Origin of the sequence: Escherichia sp. WS2035 (assembly GCF_046487065.1) — a bacterium.
Lineage (GTDB): Bacteria > Pseudomonadota > Gammaproteobacteria > Enterobacterales > Enterobacteriaceae > Escherichia > Escherichia coli.
In genome coordinates, this window is sequence record NZ_JBJQKD010000001.1 from 760,268 (window position 1) to 776,581 (window position 16,314).

At 52.5% G+C, this 16,314-nt stretch carries 13 protein-coding genes; 11 read left to right on the plus strand and 2 right to left on the minus strand.

Features of this window, described 5'->3' with window-relative positions; translation table 11 throughout:
- The first annotated feature begins 32 nt into the window (after positions 1 to 32).
- The 4 genes from ycaQ (at position 33) to ACJHX4_RS03730 (ending at position 3,289) form a co-directional block, all read left to right on the plus strand.
- Complete coding sequence (ycaQ, locus tag ACJHX4_RS03715) at positions 33 to 1,265, plus strand: crosslink repair DNA glycosylase YcaQ (RefSeq protein ID WP_000056492.1); 1,233 nt, start codon at positions 33 to 35, stop codon at positions 1,263 to 1,265.
- Between the two features lie 51 nt (positions 1,266 to 1,316).
- Positions 1,317 to 1,499 (plus strand): protein YcaR, encoded by a 183-nt coding sequence (gene ycaR, locus ACJHX4_RS03720; RefSeq protein ID WP_000350057.1) that lies wholly within the window; start codon positions 1,317 to 1,319, stop codon positions 1,497 to 1,499.
- Entirely contained in the window at positions 1,496 to 2,242 is a 747-nt protein-coding gene (kdsB, locus tag ACJHX4_RS03725; RefSeq protein ID WP_000011610.1) for a 3-deoxy-manno-octulosonate cytidylyltransferase, read from the plus strand. Before ycaR ends, kdsB begins: the two co-directional genes overlap by 4 nt.
- A gap of 153 nt (positions 2,243 to 2,395) precedes the next feature.
- Positions 2,396 to 3,289: a YcbJ family phosphotransferase gene (locus ACJHX4_RS03730; protein WP_000436917.1), complete on the plus strand. Its 894-nt coding sequence runs from the start codon at positions 2,396 to 2,398 to the stop codon at positions 3,287 to 3,289.
- Here the strand turns inward: ACJHX4_RS03730 and elyC are convergent.
- On the minus strand, positions 3,266 to 4,045 hold the full coding sequence (gene elyC, locus ACJHX4_RS03735; protein WP_000899600.1) for an envelope biogenesis factor ElyC: 780 nt from the start codon (positions 4,043 to 4,045) through the stop codon (positions 3,266 to 3,268). The two genes, ACJHX4_RS03730 and elyC, sit on opposite strands and share 24 nt — an antisense overlap.
- A gap of 135 nt (positions 4,046 to 4,180) precedes the next feature.
- Between elyC and cmoM the strand changes: the two genes are divergently transcribed.
- From cmoM to gloC, 7 genes are all read left to right on the plus strand, one after another.
- On the plus strand, positions 4,181 to 4,966 hold the full coding sequence (gene cmoM / locus ACJHX4_RS03740; RefSeq protein ID WP_001295930.1) for a tRNA uridine 5-oxyacetic acid(34) methyltransferase CmoM: 786 nt from the start codon (positions 4,181 to 4,183) through the stop codon (positions 4,964 to 4,966).
- Positions 4,963 to 6,285 (plus strand): chromosome partition protein MukF, encoded by a 1,323-nt coding sequence (mukF, locus tag ACJHX4_RS03745; RefSeq protein ID WP_001288856.1) that lies wholly within the window; start codon positions 4,963 to 4,965, stop codon positions 6,283 to 6,285. The genes cmoM and mukF overlap by 4 nt, the downstream gene beginning before the upstream one ends.
- On the plus strand, positions 6,266 to 6,970 hold the full coding sequence (gene mukE / locus ACJHX4_RS03750; protein WP_001295931.1) for a chromosome partition protein MukE: 705 nt from the start codon (positions 6,266 to 6,268) through the stop codon (positions 6,968 to 6,970). Before mukF ends, mukE begins: the two co-directional genes overlap by 20 nt.
- Positions 6,970 to 11,430, plus strand: coding sequence for a chromosome partition protein MukB (mukB, locus tag ACJHX4_RS03755; RefSeq protein ID WP_000572654.1), 4,461 nt, complete (start codon positions 6,970 to 6,972; stop codon positions 11,428 to 11,430). The genes mukE and mukB overlap by 1 nt, the downstream gene beginning before the upstream one ends.
- A 260-nt stretch (positions 11,431 to 11,690) precedes the next feature.
- Positions 11,691 to 13,538, plus strand: a complete 1,848-nt coding sequence (gene ldtD / locus ACJHX4_RS03760) for a L,D-transpeptidase (RefSeq protein WP_000925990.1) — start codon at positions 11,691 to 11,693, stop codon at positions 13,536 to 13,538.
- Positions 13,539 to 13,718: 180 nt separating this feature from the next.
- Positions 13,719 to 14,267 (plus strand): YcbK family protein, encoded by a 549-nt coding sequence (locus tag ACJHX4_RS03765; protein WP_001295932.1) that lies wholly within the window; start codon positions 13,719 to 13,721, stop codon positions 14,265 to 14,267.
- A gap of 26 nt (positions 14,268 to 14,293) precedes the next feature.
- Positions 14,294 to 14,941, plus strand: a complete 648-nt coding sequence (gloC, locus tag ACJHX4_RS03770) for a hydroxyacylglutathione hydrolase GloC (RefSeq protein ID WP_001109456.1) — start codon at positions 14,294 to 14,296, stop codon at positions 14,939 to 14,941.
- A 49-nt stretch (positions 14,942 to 14,990) separates the two neighbouring features.
- Here gloC and aspC read toward each other — a convergent pair whose 3' ends face one another.
- A complete protein-coding gene (gene aspC / locus ACJHX4_RS03775) occupies positions 14,991 to 16,181 on the minus strand; it encodes an aspartate transaminase (RefSeq protein ID WP_000462681.1) in 1,191 nt (396 codons plus the stop codon).
- Between the last annotated feature and the right edge of the window lie 133 nt (positions 16,182 to 16,314).

A 16,314-nucleotide genomic window follows, 5' to 3' on the forward strand; every position in this document is an offset into this window, starting at 1 on the left:
GCCGCGGCAGCGTTCGATTGATGGAGTCATGAATGTCTCTGCCGCACCTCTCCCTTGCTGATGCGCGTAATCTTCATCTCGCTGCACAAGGCCTGTTAAACAAACCCCACCGTCGAGCGTCGTTGGAGGATATTCCGGCAACGATCTCCCGCATGTCCTTGCTGCAAATCGATACCATCAATATTGTTGCCCGTAGCCCATATCTGGTGCTTTTCAGTCGTCTGGGAAATTATCCTGCCCAGTGGCTGGATGAGTCTCTGGCGCGTGGCGAATTAATGGAATACTGGGCGCATGAAGCCTGCTTTATGCCGCGTAGCGATTTTCGTCTTATTCGCCACCGCATGCTGGCACCTGAAAAAATGGGCTGGAAATATAAAGACGCCTGGATGCAGGAACATGCGGCGGAAATTGCACTGTTAATTCAGCATATTCATGATAGGGGGCCGGTACGTTCAGCCGATTTTGAGCATCCTCGTAAAGGTGCAAGCGGCTGGTGGGAGTGGAAGCCGCATAAACGACATCTGGAAGGTTTATTTACTGCCGGAAAGGTGATGGTGATTGAACGGCGCAACTTCCAGCGCGTTTATGATTTAACCCACCGTGTCATGCCTGACTGGGATGATGAGCGCGATCTCGTTTCGCAAGCAGAAGCAGAAATCATCATGCTGGATAACAGTGCGCGTAGCCTGGGAATATTTCGCGAACAGTGGCTGGCAGATTACTACCGGCTAAAACGTCCGGCACTGGCGGCGTGGCGTGAAGCGAGGGCTGAACAGCAGCAAATCATTGCTGTGCATGTTGAAAAATTGGGCAATCTTTGGCTGCATGCTGATTTGCTGCCGCTACTCGAGCGTGCGCTCGCCGGAAAGCTCACTGCAACGCACAGCGCGGTACTTTCGCCTTTTGATCCTGTTGTCTGGGATCGCAAACGCGCGGAGCAGCTTTTTGATTTTAGCTACCGGCTGGAGTGCTATACCCCAGCGCCGAAACGCCAGTATGGCTATTTTGTTCTGCCGTTATTACATCGTGGGCAATTAGTTGGGCGAATGGATTCCAAAATGCATCGCCAGAAAGGCATCCTTGAAGTTATCTCTCTGTGGTTACAGGAAGGCATTAAACCAACGACAACGCTGCAAAAAGGGTTACGTCAGGCGATTACTGATTTCGCTAACTGGCAGCAGGCAACGCGGGTGACATTAGGACGCTGCTCGCAAGGCCTCTTTACTGATTGCCGCGCCGGCTGGGAAATAGACCCCGTCGCATAAATGATTATGATAAGATTTATGCATTCATAACCCGATCCATCTGGAGGAACTATGGATCATCGTCTGCTTGAAATCATTGCCTGCCCGGTTTGCAACGGAAAACTTTGGTATAACCAGGAAAAACAAGAGCTTATTTGCAAACTGGACAACCTGGCTTTCCCGCTGCGCGATGGCATTCCAGTGTTGCTGGAAACGGAAGCCCGCGTGCTGACTGCTGATGAGGGTAAATCATGAGTTTTGTGGTCATTATTCCCGCGCGTTACGCGTCCACGCGTCTGCCCGGTAAACCATTGGTTGATATTAACGGCAAACCCATGATTGTTCATGTTCTTGAACGCGCGCGCGAATCAGGTGCCGAGCGCATCATCGTGGCAACCGATCATGAGGATGTTGCCCGCGCTGTTGAAGCCGCTGGCGGCGAAGTATGTATGACGCGCGCCGATCATCAGTCAGGTACAGAACGTTTGGCGGAAGTTGTCGAAAAATGCGCATTCAGCGACGACACGGTGATCGTTAATGTGCAGGGTGATGAACCGATGATCCCTGCGACAATCATTCGTCAGGTTGCTGATAACCTCGCTCAGCGTCAGGTGGGTATGGCGACTCTGGCGGTGCCAATCCACAATGCGGAAGAAGCGTTTAACCCGAATGCGGTGAAAGTGGTTCTCGATGCCGAAGGGTACGCACTGTACTTCTCTCGCGCCACCATTCCGTGGGATCGTGATCGTTTTGCAAAAGACCTTGAAACCGTTGGCGATAACTTCCTGCGTCATCTTGGTATTTATGGCTACCGAGCAGGCTTTATCCGTCGTTATGTTACCTGGCAGCCAAGTCCGTTAGAACATATCGAAATGTTAGAGCAGCTTCGTGTTCTGTGGTATGGCGAAAAAATCCACGTTGCTGTCGCCCAGGAAGTTCCTGGCACAGGTGTGGATACCCCTGAAGATCTCGAGCGCGTTCGCGCTGAAATGCGCTAATTTCACTTCACGACACTCCAGCCAATTTTGGGAGGAGTGTCGTACCGTTACGATTTTCCTCAATTTTTCTTTTCAACAATTGATCTCATTCAGGTGACATCTTTTATATTGGCGCTCATTATGAAAGCAGTAGCTTTTATGAGGGTAATCTGAATGGAACAGCTGCGTGCCGAATTAAGCCATTTACTGGGCGAAAAACTCAGTCGTATTGAGTGCGTCAATGAAAAAGCGGATACGGCGTTGTGGGCTTTGTATGACAGCCAGGGAAACCCAATGCCGTTAATGGCAAGAAGCTTTAGTACGCCCGGAAAAGCCCGACAACTGGCATGGAAAACCACCATGCTGGCAAGAAGTGGGACTGTCCGTATGCCGACTATTTATGGTGTGATGACGCATGAAGAACACCCCGGCCCCGATGTCCTGCTACTGGAGCGAATGCGTGGTGTTTCGGTGGAGGCACCAGCCCGAACACCAGAACGCTGGGAACAACTCAAAGACCAAATCGTTGAAGCCTTACTGGCCTGGCACCGTCAGGACAGTCGTGGTTGCGTCGGCGCGGTCGACAATACTCAGGAAAATTTCTGGCCCTCATGGTACCGGCAACATGTTGAAGTGCTATGGACCACGCTCAATCAGTTCAATAACACCGGTCTATCGATGCAGGATAAGCGGATCCTGTTTCGCACTCGCGAATGTCTCCCGGCATTATTTGAAGGCTTTAACGACAATTGTGTACTGATTCACGGTAACTTCTGTTTACGCAGCATGCTGAAAGATTCGCGCAGCGATCAGTTACTGGCGATGGTCGGACCGGGACTAATGCTTTGGGCACCGCGAGAATACGAACTGTTCCGACTAATGGATAATTCTCTGGCGGAAGATTTGCTCTGGAGTTATCTGCAACGCGCGCCAGTGGCGGAGTCGTTCATCTGGCGGCGTTGGTTGTATGTGTTATGGGATGAAGTTGCGCAACTGGTCAACACCGGACGATTTAATCGGCGTAACTTCGATCTGGCATCAAAATCACTCTTGCCGTGGCTCGCCTGACGAACCTTTCAGCCACTGCCAGATCCGGCCAAGCGTTTCATAGCCAACGCGGTCGCTATGCATCAACCAAACCGGAGAAGGGATTGCCCGTTCCCACGGATTAAGCGGCGAGTCGATGGCCAACTGATTCGCCGGGGCTGGTAGCGGATTTAACCCTTCCTGCTGAAAAAAGATCATCGCCCGCGGCAGATGTGATGCGGAGGTCACCAGCAGGAAAGGTGCGTCACCAATCGCCTGTTTCACTGCTGCAGCTTCTTCTTCGGTATCTTTTGGCAAATCCAGGGTGATAATTTGCTCGCGCGGCACGCCCAGCGATTGCGCAACTCTGGCACCGACTTCGGCTGTGCTCACCGTATTGGTTTTAGCTACGCCTCCCGTGAAGATCAGTTTTGATCCCGGATTTTCGCGCCATAAGCGAATACCTTCATTCAGGCGTGGCAGACTGTTATTGATTAAATTAGAGCTCGGCGCCCACTGCGGGTTCCAGGTATAACCACCTCCGAGCACCACGATATAGTCCACTTTTTGCGAATTATTCCATGTCGGATAGGTGCTTTCGATGGGACGCAGCAGGCGGTCGGCTACCGGTTGCAAACTCAATAACAAGAGCGCCAGCCACCCAATGCTAATAAAAATCTTCCCGGTTTTTTGAAAACGGCTAAACCACAGCAGCGCCAGGCCAGCGCCAATAATCAACAACATTAGCGGAAGTGGCAGCAACATATTGCCAATCACTTTTTTCAGTGTAAAAAGCATCCTTTCTGGTTCCTTTTTTAACCATATAGCAAGGGATCGCCAGCGATATTACACCAGACGGGTTCATTCTCGCCGTGGCTGTGACAAAATAGCGTCTTTATCAGAAAACGTCTTAGCCAACCGGTGGAGAAAGCAATGCAGGATCGCAATTTTGATGATATTGCGGAAAAGTTTTCCCGTAACATTTACGGCACCACCAAAGGGCAGCTTCGACAGGCTATTCTGTGGCAGGATCTCGATCGCGTGCTGGCAGAAATAGGCCCGCAAAAACTGCGTGTGCTGGATGCTGGCGGTGGAGAAGGGCAGACCGCAATCAAAATGGCCGAGCGCGGGCATCAGGTCATTTTATGCGATCTTTCTGCGCAGATGATCGACCGCGCAAAACAGGCGGCAGAAGCAAAAGGTGTGAGCGACAACATGCAATTTATACATTGCGCCGCTCAGGATGTTGCTTCGCATTTGGAAACGCCCGTTGATCTGATATTGTTCCATGCGGTGCTCGAGTGGGTGGCCGATCCCCGCAGCGTATTACAGACCCTGTGGTCAGTGTTGCGTCCAGGCGGCGTGTTGTCGTTAATGTTCTACAATGCGCATGGTTTGTTGATGCATAACATGGTCGCCGGGAATTTTGATTACGTGCAGGCGGGAATGCCGAAAAAGAAAAAACGGACGCTTTCGCCAGATTATCCACGCGACCCGGCGCAGGTTTATCTGTGGCTGGAAGAAGCTGGTTGGCAAATTCTGGGTAAGACAGGCGTTCGCGTGTTTCATGATTATCTGCGTGAGAAGCACCAGCAGCGCGACTGCTATGAAGCATTACTTGAATTAGAAACGCGTTATTGCCGTCAGGAACCGTATATTACCCTGGGGCGTTATATTCATGTCACCGCGCGCAAACCGCAGAGCAAGGATAAAGTATGAGTGAATTTTCCCAGACAGTCCCCGAACTGGTTGCCTGGGCCAGAAAAAATGACTTCTCCATCTCGCTGCCGGTAGACCGACTCTCTTTTCTGCTGGCGGTTGCCACGCTGAACGGCGAGCGTCTGGATGGTGAGATGAGTGAAGGCGAGCTGGTGGATGCATTCCGCCATGTGAGTGATGCGTTTGAGCAAACCAGCGAAACCATCGGCGTGCGCGCCAACAACGCGATCAACGACATGGTGCGTCAACGTCTGCTGAACCGCTTTACCAGCGAGCAGGCGGAAGGGAACGCAATTTACCGTCTGACGCCGCTCGGCATCGGCATCACTGACTATTACATTCGTCAGCGCGAGTTTTCTACGCTGCGCCTTTCTATGCAATTGTCGATTGTGGCGGGTGAGCTCAAACGCGCAGCAGATGCCGCCGAAGAGGGCGGTGATGAATTTCACTGGCACCGCAATGTTTATGCGCCACTGAAATATTCGGTAGCAGAAATTTTCGACAGTATCGACCTGACGCAACGTCTGATGGATGAACAGCAGCAGCAGGTGAAGGATGATATCGCCCAGTTGTTGAACAAAGACTGGCGGGCGGCGATTTCCAGCTGTGAATTGTTGCTTTCAGAAACTTCCGGAACGCTGCGTGAATTGCAGGATACGCTGGAAGCGGCAGGCGATAAATTGCAGGCCAACCTGTTACGCATTCAGGATGCGACGATGACCCATGACGACCTGCATTTTGTCGATCGTCTGGTGTTCGATCTTCAGAGCAAACTCGACCGTATTATCAGTTGGGGCCAGCAATCCATCGACTTGTGGATTGGCTACGACCGCCACGTACACAAATTTATTCGTACTGCGATCGATATGGATAAAAACCGCGTCTTTGCTCAGCGGTTACGTCAGTCGGTACAAACCTATTTTGATGAGCCGTGGGCGCTAACTTATGCCAATGCCGATCGTCTGCTGGATATGCGTGACGAAGAGATGGTACTGCGCGATGAAGAAGTGACTGGGGAACTTCCTGAGGATCTGGAGTACGAAGAGTTTAACGAGATCCGCGAACAGCTGGCGGCGATCATCGAAGAACAACTTGCCGTGTACAAAACCAGACAAGTGCCGTTGGATCTTGGTCTGGTGGTACGCGAATATCTGTCACAGTATCCGCGTGCACGTCACTTTGACGTTGCGCGCATTGTTATTGATCAGGCGGTACGTCTTGGCGTAGCGCAAGCAGATTTCACCGGACTGCCAGCGAAATGGCAGCCGATTAATGATTACGGAGCCAAGGTACAGGCGCATGTCATCGACAAATATTGAACAAGTGATGCCGGTTAAGCTGGCGCAGGCGCTGGCGAATCCGTTATTTCCGGCGCTGGATAGCGCCTTACGTTCAGGCCGCCATATTGGCCTCGACGAACTGGATAATCATGCATTCCTGATGGATTTTCAGGAATATCTGGAAGAGTTTTACGCGCGTTATAACGTTGAGCTTATTCGTGCACCGGAAGGGTTCTTCTATCTACGCCCACGTTCCACCACGCTGATCCCTCGTTCCGTCTTGTCGGAACTGGATATGATGGTCGGGAAAATCCTCTGTTATCTCTATCTCAGCCCGGAACGGCTGGCGAATGAGGGGATTTTTACTCAACAGGAACTGTACGACGAACTGCTCACCCTGGCCGATGAAGCGAAACTGCTGAAACTGGTGAACAACCGTTCAACCGGTTCAGACGTTGACCGTCAGAAGTTGCAGGAAAAAGTACGTTCTTCGCTCAACCGTCTGCGTCGTTTAGGCATGGTGTGGTTTATGGGCCACGACAGCAGCAAGTTCCGCATTACCGAATCGGTGTTCCGCTTCGGCGCCGATGTGCGTGCTGGCGACGATCCCCGTGAAGCACAGCGTCGCCTGATTCGTGATGGTGAAGCAATGCCGATTGAAAATCATCTGCAACTCAACGATGAAACCGAAGAGAGTCAGCCAGATAGCGGAGAGGAAGAATAATGATTGAACGCGGTAAATTTCGCTCACTGACGCTGATTAACTGGAACGGCTTTTTTGCCCGAACTTTTGACCTTGACGAGCTGGTCACGACGCTTTCTGGCGGTAACGGGGCGGGTAAATCCACCACCATGGCGGCGTTCGTTACGGCGCTTATCCCCGATCTGACCCTGCTGCATTTCCGTAACACTACGGAAGCCGGGGCCACCAGCGGTTCGCGCGATAAAGGTCTGCACGGTAAGCTGAAAGCGGGTGTCTGTTATTCGATGCTCGACACCATTAACTCGCGTCACCAGCGCGTGGTGGTCGGTGTGCGTCTGCAACAGGTTGCCGGACGCGATCGTAAAGTGGATATCAAGCCGTTTGCCATTCAGGGACTGCCGATGTCGGTGCAGCCGACACAACTGGTGACCGAAACTCTGAACGAACGCCAGGCGCGCGTGCTGCCGCTTAACGAGCTGAAAGACAAGCTCGAGGCGATGGAAGGCGTGCAGTTTAAACAGTTCAACTCCATTACCGATTACCACTCGCTGATGTTCGATCTGGGCATCATCGCGCGTCGTCTGCGCTCAGCGTCTGACCGTAGTAAATTCTATCGTCTGATCGAAGCCTCGCTGTATGGCGGGATCTCCAGCGCCATTACTCGTTCTCTGCGCGACTACCTGTTGCCGGAAAACAGTGGGGTGCGGAAAGCGTTCCAGGACATGGAAGCGGCGCTGCGTGAAAACCGCATGACGCTGGAAGCGATTCGTGTCACCCAGTCGGACCGTGACCTGTTTAAGCATCTGATCAGCGAAGCCACCAACTACGTGGCGGCGGACTACATGCGTCACGCCAACGAGCGCCGTGTTCATCTCGATAAGGCCCTGGAGTTTCGTCGCGAGCTACATACTTCGCGTCAGCAACTGGCGGCTGAGCAGTACAAACACGTCGACATGGCGCGAGAGCTGGCTGAGCACAACGGTGCCGAAGGCGATCTGGAAGCGGATTATCAGGCGGCCAGCGATCACCTGAACCTGGTGCAAACCGCACTGCGTCAGCAGGAGAAGATCGAACGCTACGAAGCGGATCTCGATGAGCTGCAGATCCGTCTGGAAGAGCAAAACGAAGTGGTGGCAGAAGCCATCGAACGCCAGGAAGAGAACGAGGCTCGTGCGGAAGCTGCCGAACTGGAAGTGGACGAGCTGAAAAGCCAGCTTGCTGACTACCAGCAGGCGCTGGACGTCCAGCAAACGCGCGCGATCCAGTATAACCAGGCGATTGCTGCGCTTAATCGTGCCAAAGAACTGTGCCATCTGCCGGACTTAACCGCCGACAGCGCTGCCGAATGGCTGGAAACCTTCCAGGCGAAAGAGCTGGAAGCGACCGAAAAAATGCTCTCTCTTGAGCAGAAAATGAGCATGGCGCAAACCGCGCACAGCCAGTTTGAGCAGGCTTATCAGCTGGTGGTGGCAATCAACGGCCCGCTGGCGCGTAACGAGGCGTGGGATGTCGCTCGCGAACTATTGCGCGAAGGGGTCGATCAGCGTCACCTGGCAGAGCAGGTTCAGCCGTTGCGGATGCGCTTAAGCGAACTGGAACAGCGTCTGCGTGAGCAGCAAGAAGCTGAGCGTCTGCTGGCAGATTTCTGCAAACGTCAGGGCAAGAATTTTGATATTGATGAACTGGAAGCTCTGCATCAGGAGCTGGAAGCACGCATTGCCTCTCTTTCCGATAGCGTCTCTAACGCCCGAGAAGAGCGGATGGCACTGCGCCAGGAGCAGGAACAGCTGCAGTCTCGCATTCAGAGTTTGATGCAGCGTGCGCCGGTTTGGCTGGCAGCGCAAAACAGTCTCAACCAGTTGAGCGAACAGTGCGGCGAAGAGTTCACCTCCAGCCAGGATGTCACCGAATTTCTGCAACAGTTGCTGGAGCGTGAGCGCGAGGCAATTGTTGAACGCGATGAAGTAGGCGCGCGCAAAAACGCCGTCGATGAAGAGATCGAACGTTTAAGCCAGCCAGGTGGTTCTGAAGATCAGCGTCTGAACGCGCTGGCGGAGCGTTTTGGTGGTGTGCTGCTGTCAGAAATTTATGACGACGTTAGCCTGGAAGATGCGCCGTACTTCTCAGCACTGTATGGCCCGTCACGCCACGCCATCGTGGTGCCAGATCTGTCACAGGTAACCGAACACCTGGAAGGCTTGACCGATTGCCCGGAAGATCTCTATTTGATCGAAGGGGATCCGCAGTCATTCGATGACAGCGTGTTCAGCGTTGATGAGCTGGAAAAAGCGGTGGTGGTGAAAATCGCCGATCGTCAGTGGCGTTATTCACGTTTCCCGGAAGTGCCGCTGTTTGGTCGTGCTGCGCGTGAAAGCCGTATTGAAAGCCTCCATGCCGAGCGGGAAGTGCTTTCCGAACGCTTCGCCACGCTTTCCTTTGATGTACAGAAAACCCAGCGTCTGCATCAGGCGTTCAGCCGCTTTATCGGCAGTCATCTGGCGGTGGCGTTTGAGTCTGACCCGGAAGCAGAAATCCGTCAACTGAACAGCCGTCGCGTCGAACTGGAACGGGCGTTGAGTAATCATGAAAATGATAACCAGCAGCAGCGTATTCAGTTTGAGCAGGCGAAAGAGGGCGTTACGGCGCTGAACCGCATTCTGCCGCGTCTCAACCTGTTGGCTGATGACAGCCTGGCGGATCGCGTCGATGAAATCCGCGAACGTCTGGATGAAGCCCAGGAAGCCGCGCGTTTTGTTCAGCAGTTTGGCAATCAACTGGCGAAACTGGAGCCGATCGTTTCGGTATTGCAGAGCGACCCGGAACAGTTCGAACAATTAAAAGAAGATTACGCGTACTCTCAGCAGATGCAGCGCGATGCCCGTCAGCAGGCGTTTGCCCTGACGGAAGTGGTGCAGCGTCGTGCGCACTTTAGCTACTCTGACTCGGCAGAAATGCTTAGCGGTAACAGCGATCTCAACGAAAAACTGCGTGAACGTCTGGAACAGGCGGAAGCGGAGCGTACCCGCGCTCGTGAAGCGTTGCGCGGACACGCAGCGCAGTTGAATCAGTACAACCAGGTGCTGGCTTCGCTGAAAAGTTCGTATGACACCAAAAAAGAGCTACTTAACGATCTGCAACGTGAATTGCAGGATATCGGCGTGCGTGCTGATAGCGGGGCAGAAGAGCGGGCACGTATTCGCCGTGACGAGTTGCACGCGCAACTGAGCAATAACCGTTCACGACGCAATCAACTGGAAAAAGCGCTTACCTTCTGCGAAGCGGAGATGGACAACCTGACCCGTAAACTGCGCAAGCTGGAGCGGGATTACTTTGAGATGCGCGAGCAGGTAGTGACCGCCAAAGCGGGCTGGTGTGCGGTGATGCGCATGGTGAAAGATAATGGCGTTGAGCGTCGCTTACACCGTCGTGAGCTGGCTTATCTCTCCGCTGATGATTTGCGCTCCATGTCGGATAAGGCGTTAGGTGCGCTGCGTCTGGCGGTGGCGGATAACGAACATCTGCGCGACGTGCTGCGGATGTCGGAAGATCCAAAACGTCCGGAACGTAAAATTCAGTTCTTCGTGGCGGTTTATCAGCATCTGCGTGAACGTATTCGTCAGGATATTATTCGTACCGATGATCCGGTGGAAGCTATCGAACAGATGGAGATCGAGCTTAGCCGTCTGACCGAAGAATTAACCTCTCGTGAACAGAAACTGGCGATCAGTTCCCGCAGCGTGGCGAACATCATTCGCAAAACCATTCAGCGCGAGCAGAACCGTATCCGTATGCTCAACCAGGGGTTGCAGAACGTATCGTTTGGCCAGGTGAACAGCGTACGTCTGAACGTGAACGTACGTGAAACGCACGCCATGCTGCTGGATGTGCTCTCTGAACAGCACGAGCAGCATCAGGATCTGTTTAACAGCAACCGCCTGACCTTCTCAGAAGCGCTGGCGAAACTGTATCAACGTCTTAACCCGCAGATTGATATGGGGCAGCGCACGCCGCAGACCATCGGTGAAGAACTGCTGGATTACCGCAACTATCTGGAAATGGAAGTTGAGGTTAACCGTGGTTCCGATGGCTGGTTGCGTGCAGAGTCTGGTGCATTGTCGACCGGTGAGGCGATTGGTACCGGTATGTCGATTCTGGTGATGGTGGTACAAAGCTGGGAAGATGAATCTCGCCGCCTGCGCGGTAAAGATATCTCTCCTTGCCGCCTGCTGTTCCTCGATGAAGCAGCGCGACTGGACGCCCGTTCCATCGCCACGCTGTTTGAATTGTGTGAACGTTTGCAAATGCAGCTCATTATCGCAGCGCCGGAAAATATCAGCCCGGAGAAAGGCACCACCTATAAACTGGTACGTAAAGTCTTCCAGAATACCGAACACGTTCACGTCGTCGGCCTGCGAGGATTTGCGCCTCAACTCCCTGAAACGCTTCCAGGAAGTGACGAAGCGCCTTCTCAGGCGAGTTAAAATTAAGGCGGCAGCAATGCCGCCTTTTCTTTTTCCGAAAACTCCGTTTCTGCACTAAAAAAGTGGCACATTACGGCGCGCTTTTCTTTAAACTTCTTTACATTAGGTTATGTAAAAACGTATCGGCGTTTATATACTGAAGATAAGCCTGATGAGTAACAGGCTTGCTCGTCATACTTTCGTGAGTATTGGCGTTGTACAGGCAAGTCGTAAAATAACAGCCTGGCTATTCAGAGTATGATAAAAACAGGGGGCAAGGGATGTTGCTTAATATGATGTGTGGTCGTCGGCTGTCGGCAATCAGTTTGTGCCTGGCCGTAACATTCGCTCCACTGTTCAATGCGCAGGCCGATGAGCCTGAAGTAATCCCTGGCGACAGCCCGGTGGCTGTTAGTGAACAGGGCGAGGCACTGCCGCAGGCGCAAGCCACGGCAATAATGGCGGGGATCCAGCCATTGCCTGAAGGTGCGGCTGAAAAAGCCCGCACGCAAATCGAATCTCAATTACCCGCAGGTTATAAGCCGGTTTATCTTAACCAGCTTCAATTGTTGTATGCCGCACGCGATATGCAACCCATGTGGGAAAACCGTGATGCTGTTAAAGCCTTCCAGCAACAGCTGGCAGAGGTGGCGATTGCCGGTTTCCAGCCGCAGTTTAATAAATGGGTAGAGTTACTGACCGATCCTGGTGTTAACGGGATGGCACGCGACGTGGTGCTCTCTGATGCGATGATGGGCTATCTCCATTTCATTGCAAATATTCCGGTCAAAGGCACTCGCTGGCTATATAGCAGTAAACCTTATGCGCTTGCAACGCCGCCGCTTTCGGTGATTAACCAATGGCAGCTGGCGCTGGATAAAGGTCAATTGCCGACGTTTGTTGCAGGACTGGCACCGCAGCATCCGCAATATGCGGCGATGCATGAATCGTTACTGGCCTTACTCAGTGACACCAAACCGTGGCCTCAACTGACCGGTAAAGCAACGTTGCGCCCAGGACAGTGGAGTAACGACGTACCGGCGTTGCGCGAAATATTGCAACGTACAGGCATGTTGGACGGGGGACCGAAAATTACGCTACCTGGCGATGACACGCCAACTGACGCGGTAGTCAGCCCATCGGCTGTTACTGTTGAAACAGCAGAAACTAAGCTGATGGACAAACAAACTACGTCTCGTAGTAAACCTGCGCCTGCCGTTCGCGCCGCCTACGATAATGAACTGGTGGAAGCCGTTAAACGTTTTCAGGCATGGCAAGGATTGGGAGCAGATGGTGCTATTGGCCCGGCAACGCGTGACTGGTTAAACGTAACGCCCGCCCAGCGTGCTGGCGTGTTGGCACTCAACATCCAGCGATTGCGCTTGCTGCCAACAGAGCTTTCTACCGGGATCATGGTTAACATTCCAGCCTATTCGCTGGTCTACTATCAGAACGGCAATCAGGTGCTGGATTCGCGAGTCATTGTCGGTCGCCCCGATCGCAAAACGCCGATGATGAGCAGTGCACTTAACAACGTAGTGGTAAACCCGCCGTGGAACGTACCACCAACTCTGGCACGCAAAGATATTCTGCCGAAAGTGCGCAACGATCCGGGATATCTCGAAAGCCATGGCTATACGGTGATGCGCGGCTGGAACAGCAGAGAAGCGATTGACCCATGGCAGGTTGACTGGTCTACAATCACGGCCTCGAATTTACCGTTCCGTTTCCAGCAGGCTCCAGGCCCACGGAACTCGCTGGGGCGCTATAAATTCAATATGCCGAGTTCAGAGGCCATTTATTTGCATGACACGCCGAACCACAATCTGTTCAAACGTGATACACGCGCATTGAGCTCAGGCTGTGTACGAGTGAATAAAGCTTCCGATCTGGCGAATATGCTGTTGCAGGATGCAGGATGGAATGACAAACGTATTTCTGATGCGCTGAAGCAGGGCGATACGCGTTACGTCAATATTCGGCAGTCGATTCCGGTGAATCTCTACTATCTGACGGCCTTTGTTGGTGCTGATGGTCGTACCCAGTATCGTACAGATATTTACAATTATGATCTGCCTGCGCGATCCAGCTCGCAAATTGTATCGAAAGCGGAACAATTAATCAGGTAAATGAAGCAGTTCGGGGAAATCAGTTGTCGTAATAATTAGCATGATCGGGGGCGATTCTCTGCAGCCCCCGTCACTGCTGGGGTTGAGTCATCTTGACGTCTTCTTTACGGGCGGTTAAGGTGCCTCTTGTGCGCCAGAAGTGCATATAAACGATAACATTGACCTGTAGACTTGATTATCATGGACAAATTCGACGCTAATCGCCGCAAACTGCTGGCGCTTGGTGGCGTTGCACTCGGTGCCGCCATCCTGCCGACCCCGGCGTTTGCAACACTCTCTACCCCACGCCCGCGCATTTTGACACTCAATAATCTTCATACCGGAGAGTCAATCAAAGCGGAGTTTTTCGATGGCAGAGGCTATATTCAGGAAGAATTGGCAAAACTTAACCATTTTTTCCGCGATTACCGCGCGAACAAAATAAAGTCCATCGACCCAGGATTATTCGACCAGTTGTATCGCCTGCAAGGGTTGTTAGGCACCCGCAAACCGGTGCAACTCATTTCCGGTTATCGTTCCATTGATACCAACAATGAACTACGCGCCCGCAGCCGTGGAGTAGCGAAGAAAAGCTATCACACCAAAGGCCAGGCGATGGATTTCCACATTGAAGGTATCGCGTTAAGCAATATTCGCAAAGCCGCGTTATCTATGCGCGCAGGTGGTGTAGGATATTACCCACGTAGTAACTTTGTGCATATTGATACCGGGCCAGCACGGCACTGGTAGTAATCGCTTAACGAAACAGGGGCAGTATGAACTATCGTATTATTCCGGTCACCGCATTCTCCCAGAACTGTTCATTGATCTGGTGTGAACAAACCCGTCTGGCCGCACTGGTCGATCCTGGCGGCGATGCGGAAAAAATCAAACAGGAAGTTGATGCCAGCGGCCTGACACTGATGCAGATCCTGCTGACTCATGGTCATCTGGACCACGTTGGCGCAGCGGCGGAACTGGCGCAACATTACGGCGTGCCGGTTTTTGGCCCGGAAAAAGAAGATGAGTTCTGGCTGCAAGGCTTGCCTGCGCAAAGTCGTATGTTTGGTCTGGAAGAGTGCCAGCCGCTGACGCCAGATCGTTGGCTGAACGAAGGCGATACCATCAGCATAGGGAATGTGACTTTACAGGTGTTACATTGCCCCGGGCATACGCCGGGTCATGTGGTGTTTTTTAATGAGCAGGCAAGGCTGCTCATTTCTGGCGATGTTATTTTCAAAGGCGGAGTAGGGCGCAGTGATTTCCCGCGTGGCGATCACAATCAACTGATTTCTTCAATCAAAGATAAATTGCTGCCACTGGGGGATGACGTGACATTTATTCCGGGTCACGGACCATTATCCACTCTCGGTTATGAGCGCCTGCATAATCCCTTCTTGCAAGACGAAATGCCTGTCTGGTAAAGGCGCATAAAAAAGCCCGCTTTCAAGCGGGCTTCATCGGTTTTAACGCTTACAGCACTGCCACAATCGCTTCGCACAGCGGTGCCATGTTATCTGGTGTCATCCCGGCCACGTTTACGCGACCAGAAGCAACAGCATATACGCCAAACTCTTCGCGCAGACGCAGCACTTGTTCTTTTGTCAGGCCACTGAAGGAGAACATGCCGTTCTGTTTGATGATAAAGCTGAAGTCGCGATTTGCGCCTTTTTCCTGCAGCGTATTGACGAACAACTGACGCATACGCTGAATACGCTGGCGCATATCAGTCAGTTCTTGTTCCCAAATCGCACGTAACGCATCGTTGCTCAGGATGGTGGCAACAACAGAAGCGCCGTGTGCTGGTGGGTTAGAGTAGTTAGCACGAATCGCCGCTTTCATTTGGCTGAATGCACGTTCAACAGTTTCACTGTCAGCAGCAACCAGAGTACAAGCGCCAACACGCTCGTTGTACAGGCCAAAGTTTTTAGAGTAGGAACTGGCAACAATCAGCTCCTTATGCAGAGCCGCGAAAGCGCGCAGTCCTTCAGCATCTTCTTCCAGACCCCGAGCAAAACCCTGGTAAGCGAAGTCAAACAGCGGTAACCAGCCTTTCTCAACGGAGAGTTGTGCCAGTGTCTGCCATTGTTCCAGCGTAGGGTCGATGCCGGTTGGGTTATGGCAGCAGCCATGGAACAGCACTACGTCGCCAGCCTGGGCTTCGTTCAGGCTGTTAATCAGTGCATCGAAGTCAAGAGTGTGATTTTCCGCATCATAATAAGCGTATTCACGAACTTCCAGACCTGCAGAGTTAAAGACGCTCTTATGGTTCGGCCAGCTTGGGTTGCTCACCCACACACGCTTAACGCTGGTATTTTTTGCCAGGAAATCGGCAGCCACGCGTAGTGCGCCAGTGCCACCCGGAGTCTGTGCCGTGCGAGCACGTTTGTCATTGATCAGGGCGCTACCTTTACCAAACAGCAGTTCCTGAGTGCAGCGACCAAATTCAGGGATGCCGTCAATGCCGAGGTAATTTTTGGTGGTTTCATTTTCGAGCAGATACTGTTCAGCCTTTTTCACGCTGGTCAGTACCGGGGTTTTACCCGTCTCATCTTTATAGACACCAATCCCGAGGTTAATTTTGCCGGGACGTTCATCGGCACGAAACAGATCGGCCAGGCCCAGAATCGGGTCGGCAGGAGCGGCGGTAATGTTCTCAAACATGACGAGGTTCCATTATGGTTACAGAAGGGAAGTCCGCTATCAGGGTAACGGGAGATTTACAAAATTCCAACTATTACTGATGAAAACGCAGGCTGTTTTTGCAAGACGTGAGATTGCTCTGGAAGGCATAAAA

Bases quoted from the DNA above. Each gene is read 5' to 3' on its own strand.
- ycaQ (WP_000056492.1), top strand. From the start codon at position 33: ATGTCTCTGCCGCACCTCTCCCTTGCTGATGCGCGTAATCTTCATCTC.
- ycaR (WP_000350057.1), top strand. From the start codon at position 1,317: ATGGATCATCGTCTGCTTGAAATCATTGCCTGCCCGGTTTGCAACGGA.
- kdsB (WP_000011610.1), top strand. From the start codon at position 1,496: ATGAGTTTTGTGGTCATTATTCCCGCGCGTTACGCGTCCACGCGTCTG.
- ACJHX4_RS03730 (WP_000436917.1), top strand. From the start codon at position 2,396: ATGGAACAGCTGCGTGCCGAATTAAGCCATTTACTGGGCGAAAAACTC.
- elyC (WP_000899600.1), bottom strand. From the start codon at position 4,045: ATGCTTTTTACACTGAAAAAAGTGATTGGCAATATGTTGCTGCCACTT.
- cmoM (WP_001295930.1), top strand. From the start codon at position 4,181: ATGCAGGATCGCAATTTTGATGATATTGCGGAAAAGTTTTCCCGTAAC.
- mukF (WP_001288856.1), top strand. From the start codon at position 4,963: ATGAGTGAATTTTCCCAGACAGTCCCCGAACTGGTTGCCTGGGCCAGA.
- mukE (WP_001295931.1), top strand. From the start codon at position 6,266: ATGTCATCGACAAATATTGAACAAGTGATGCCGGTTAAGCTGGCGCAG.
- mukB (WP_000572654.1), top strand. From the start codon at position 6,970: ATGATTGAACGCGGTAAATTTCGCTCACTGACGCTGATTAACTGGAAC.
- ldtD (WP_000925990.1), top strand. From the start codon at position 11,691: ATGTTGCTTAATATGATGTGTGGTCGTCGGCTGTCGGCAATCAGTTTG.
- ACJHX4_RS03765 (WP_001295932.1), top strand. From the start codon at position 13,719: ATGGACAAATTCGACGCTAATCGCCGCAAACTGCTGGCGCTTGGTGGC.
- gloC (WP_001109456.1), top strand. From the start codon at position 14,294: ATGAACTATCGTATTATTCCGGTCACCGCATTCTCCCAGAACTGTTCA.
- aspC (WP_000462681.1), bottom strand. From the start codon at position 16,181: ATGTTTGAGAACATTACCGCCGCTCCTGCCGACCCGATTCTGGGCCTG.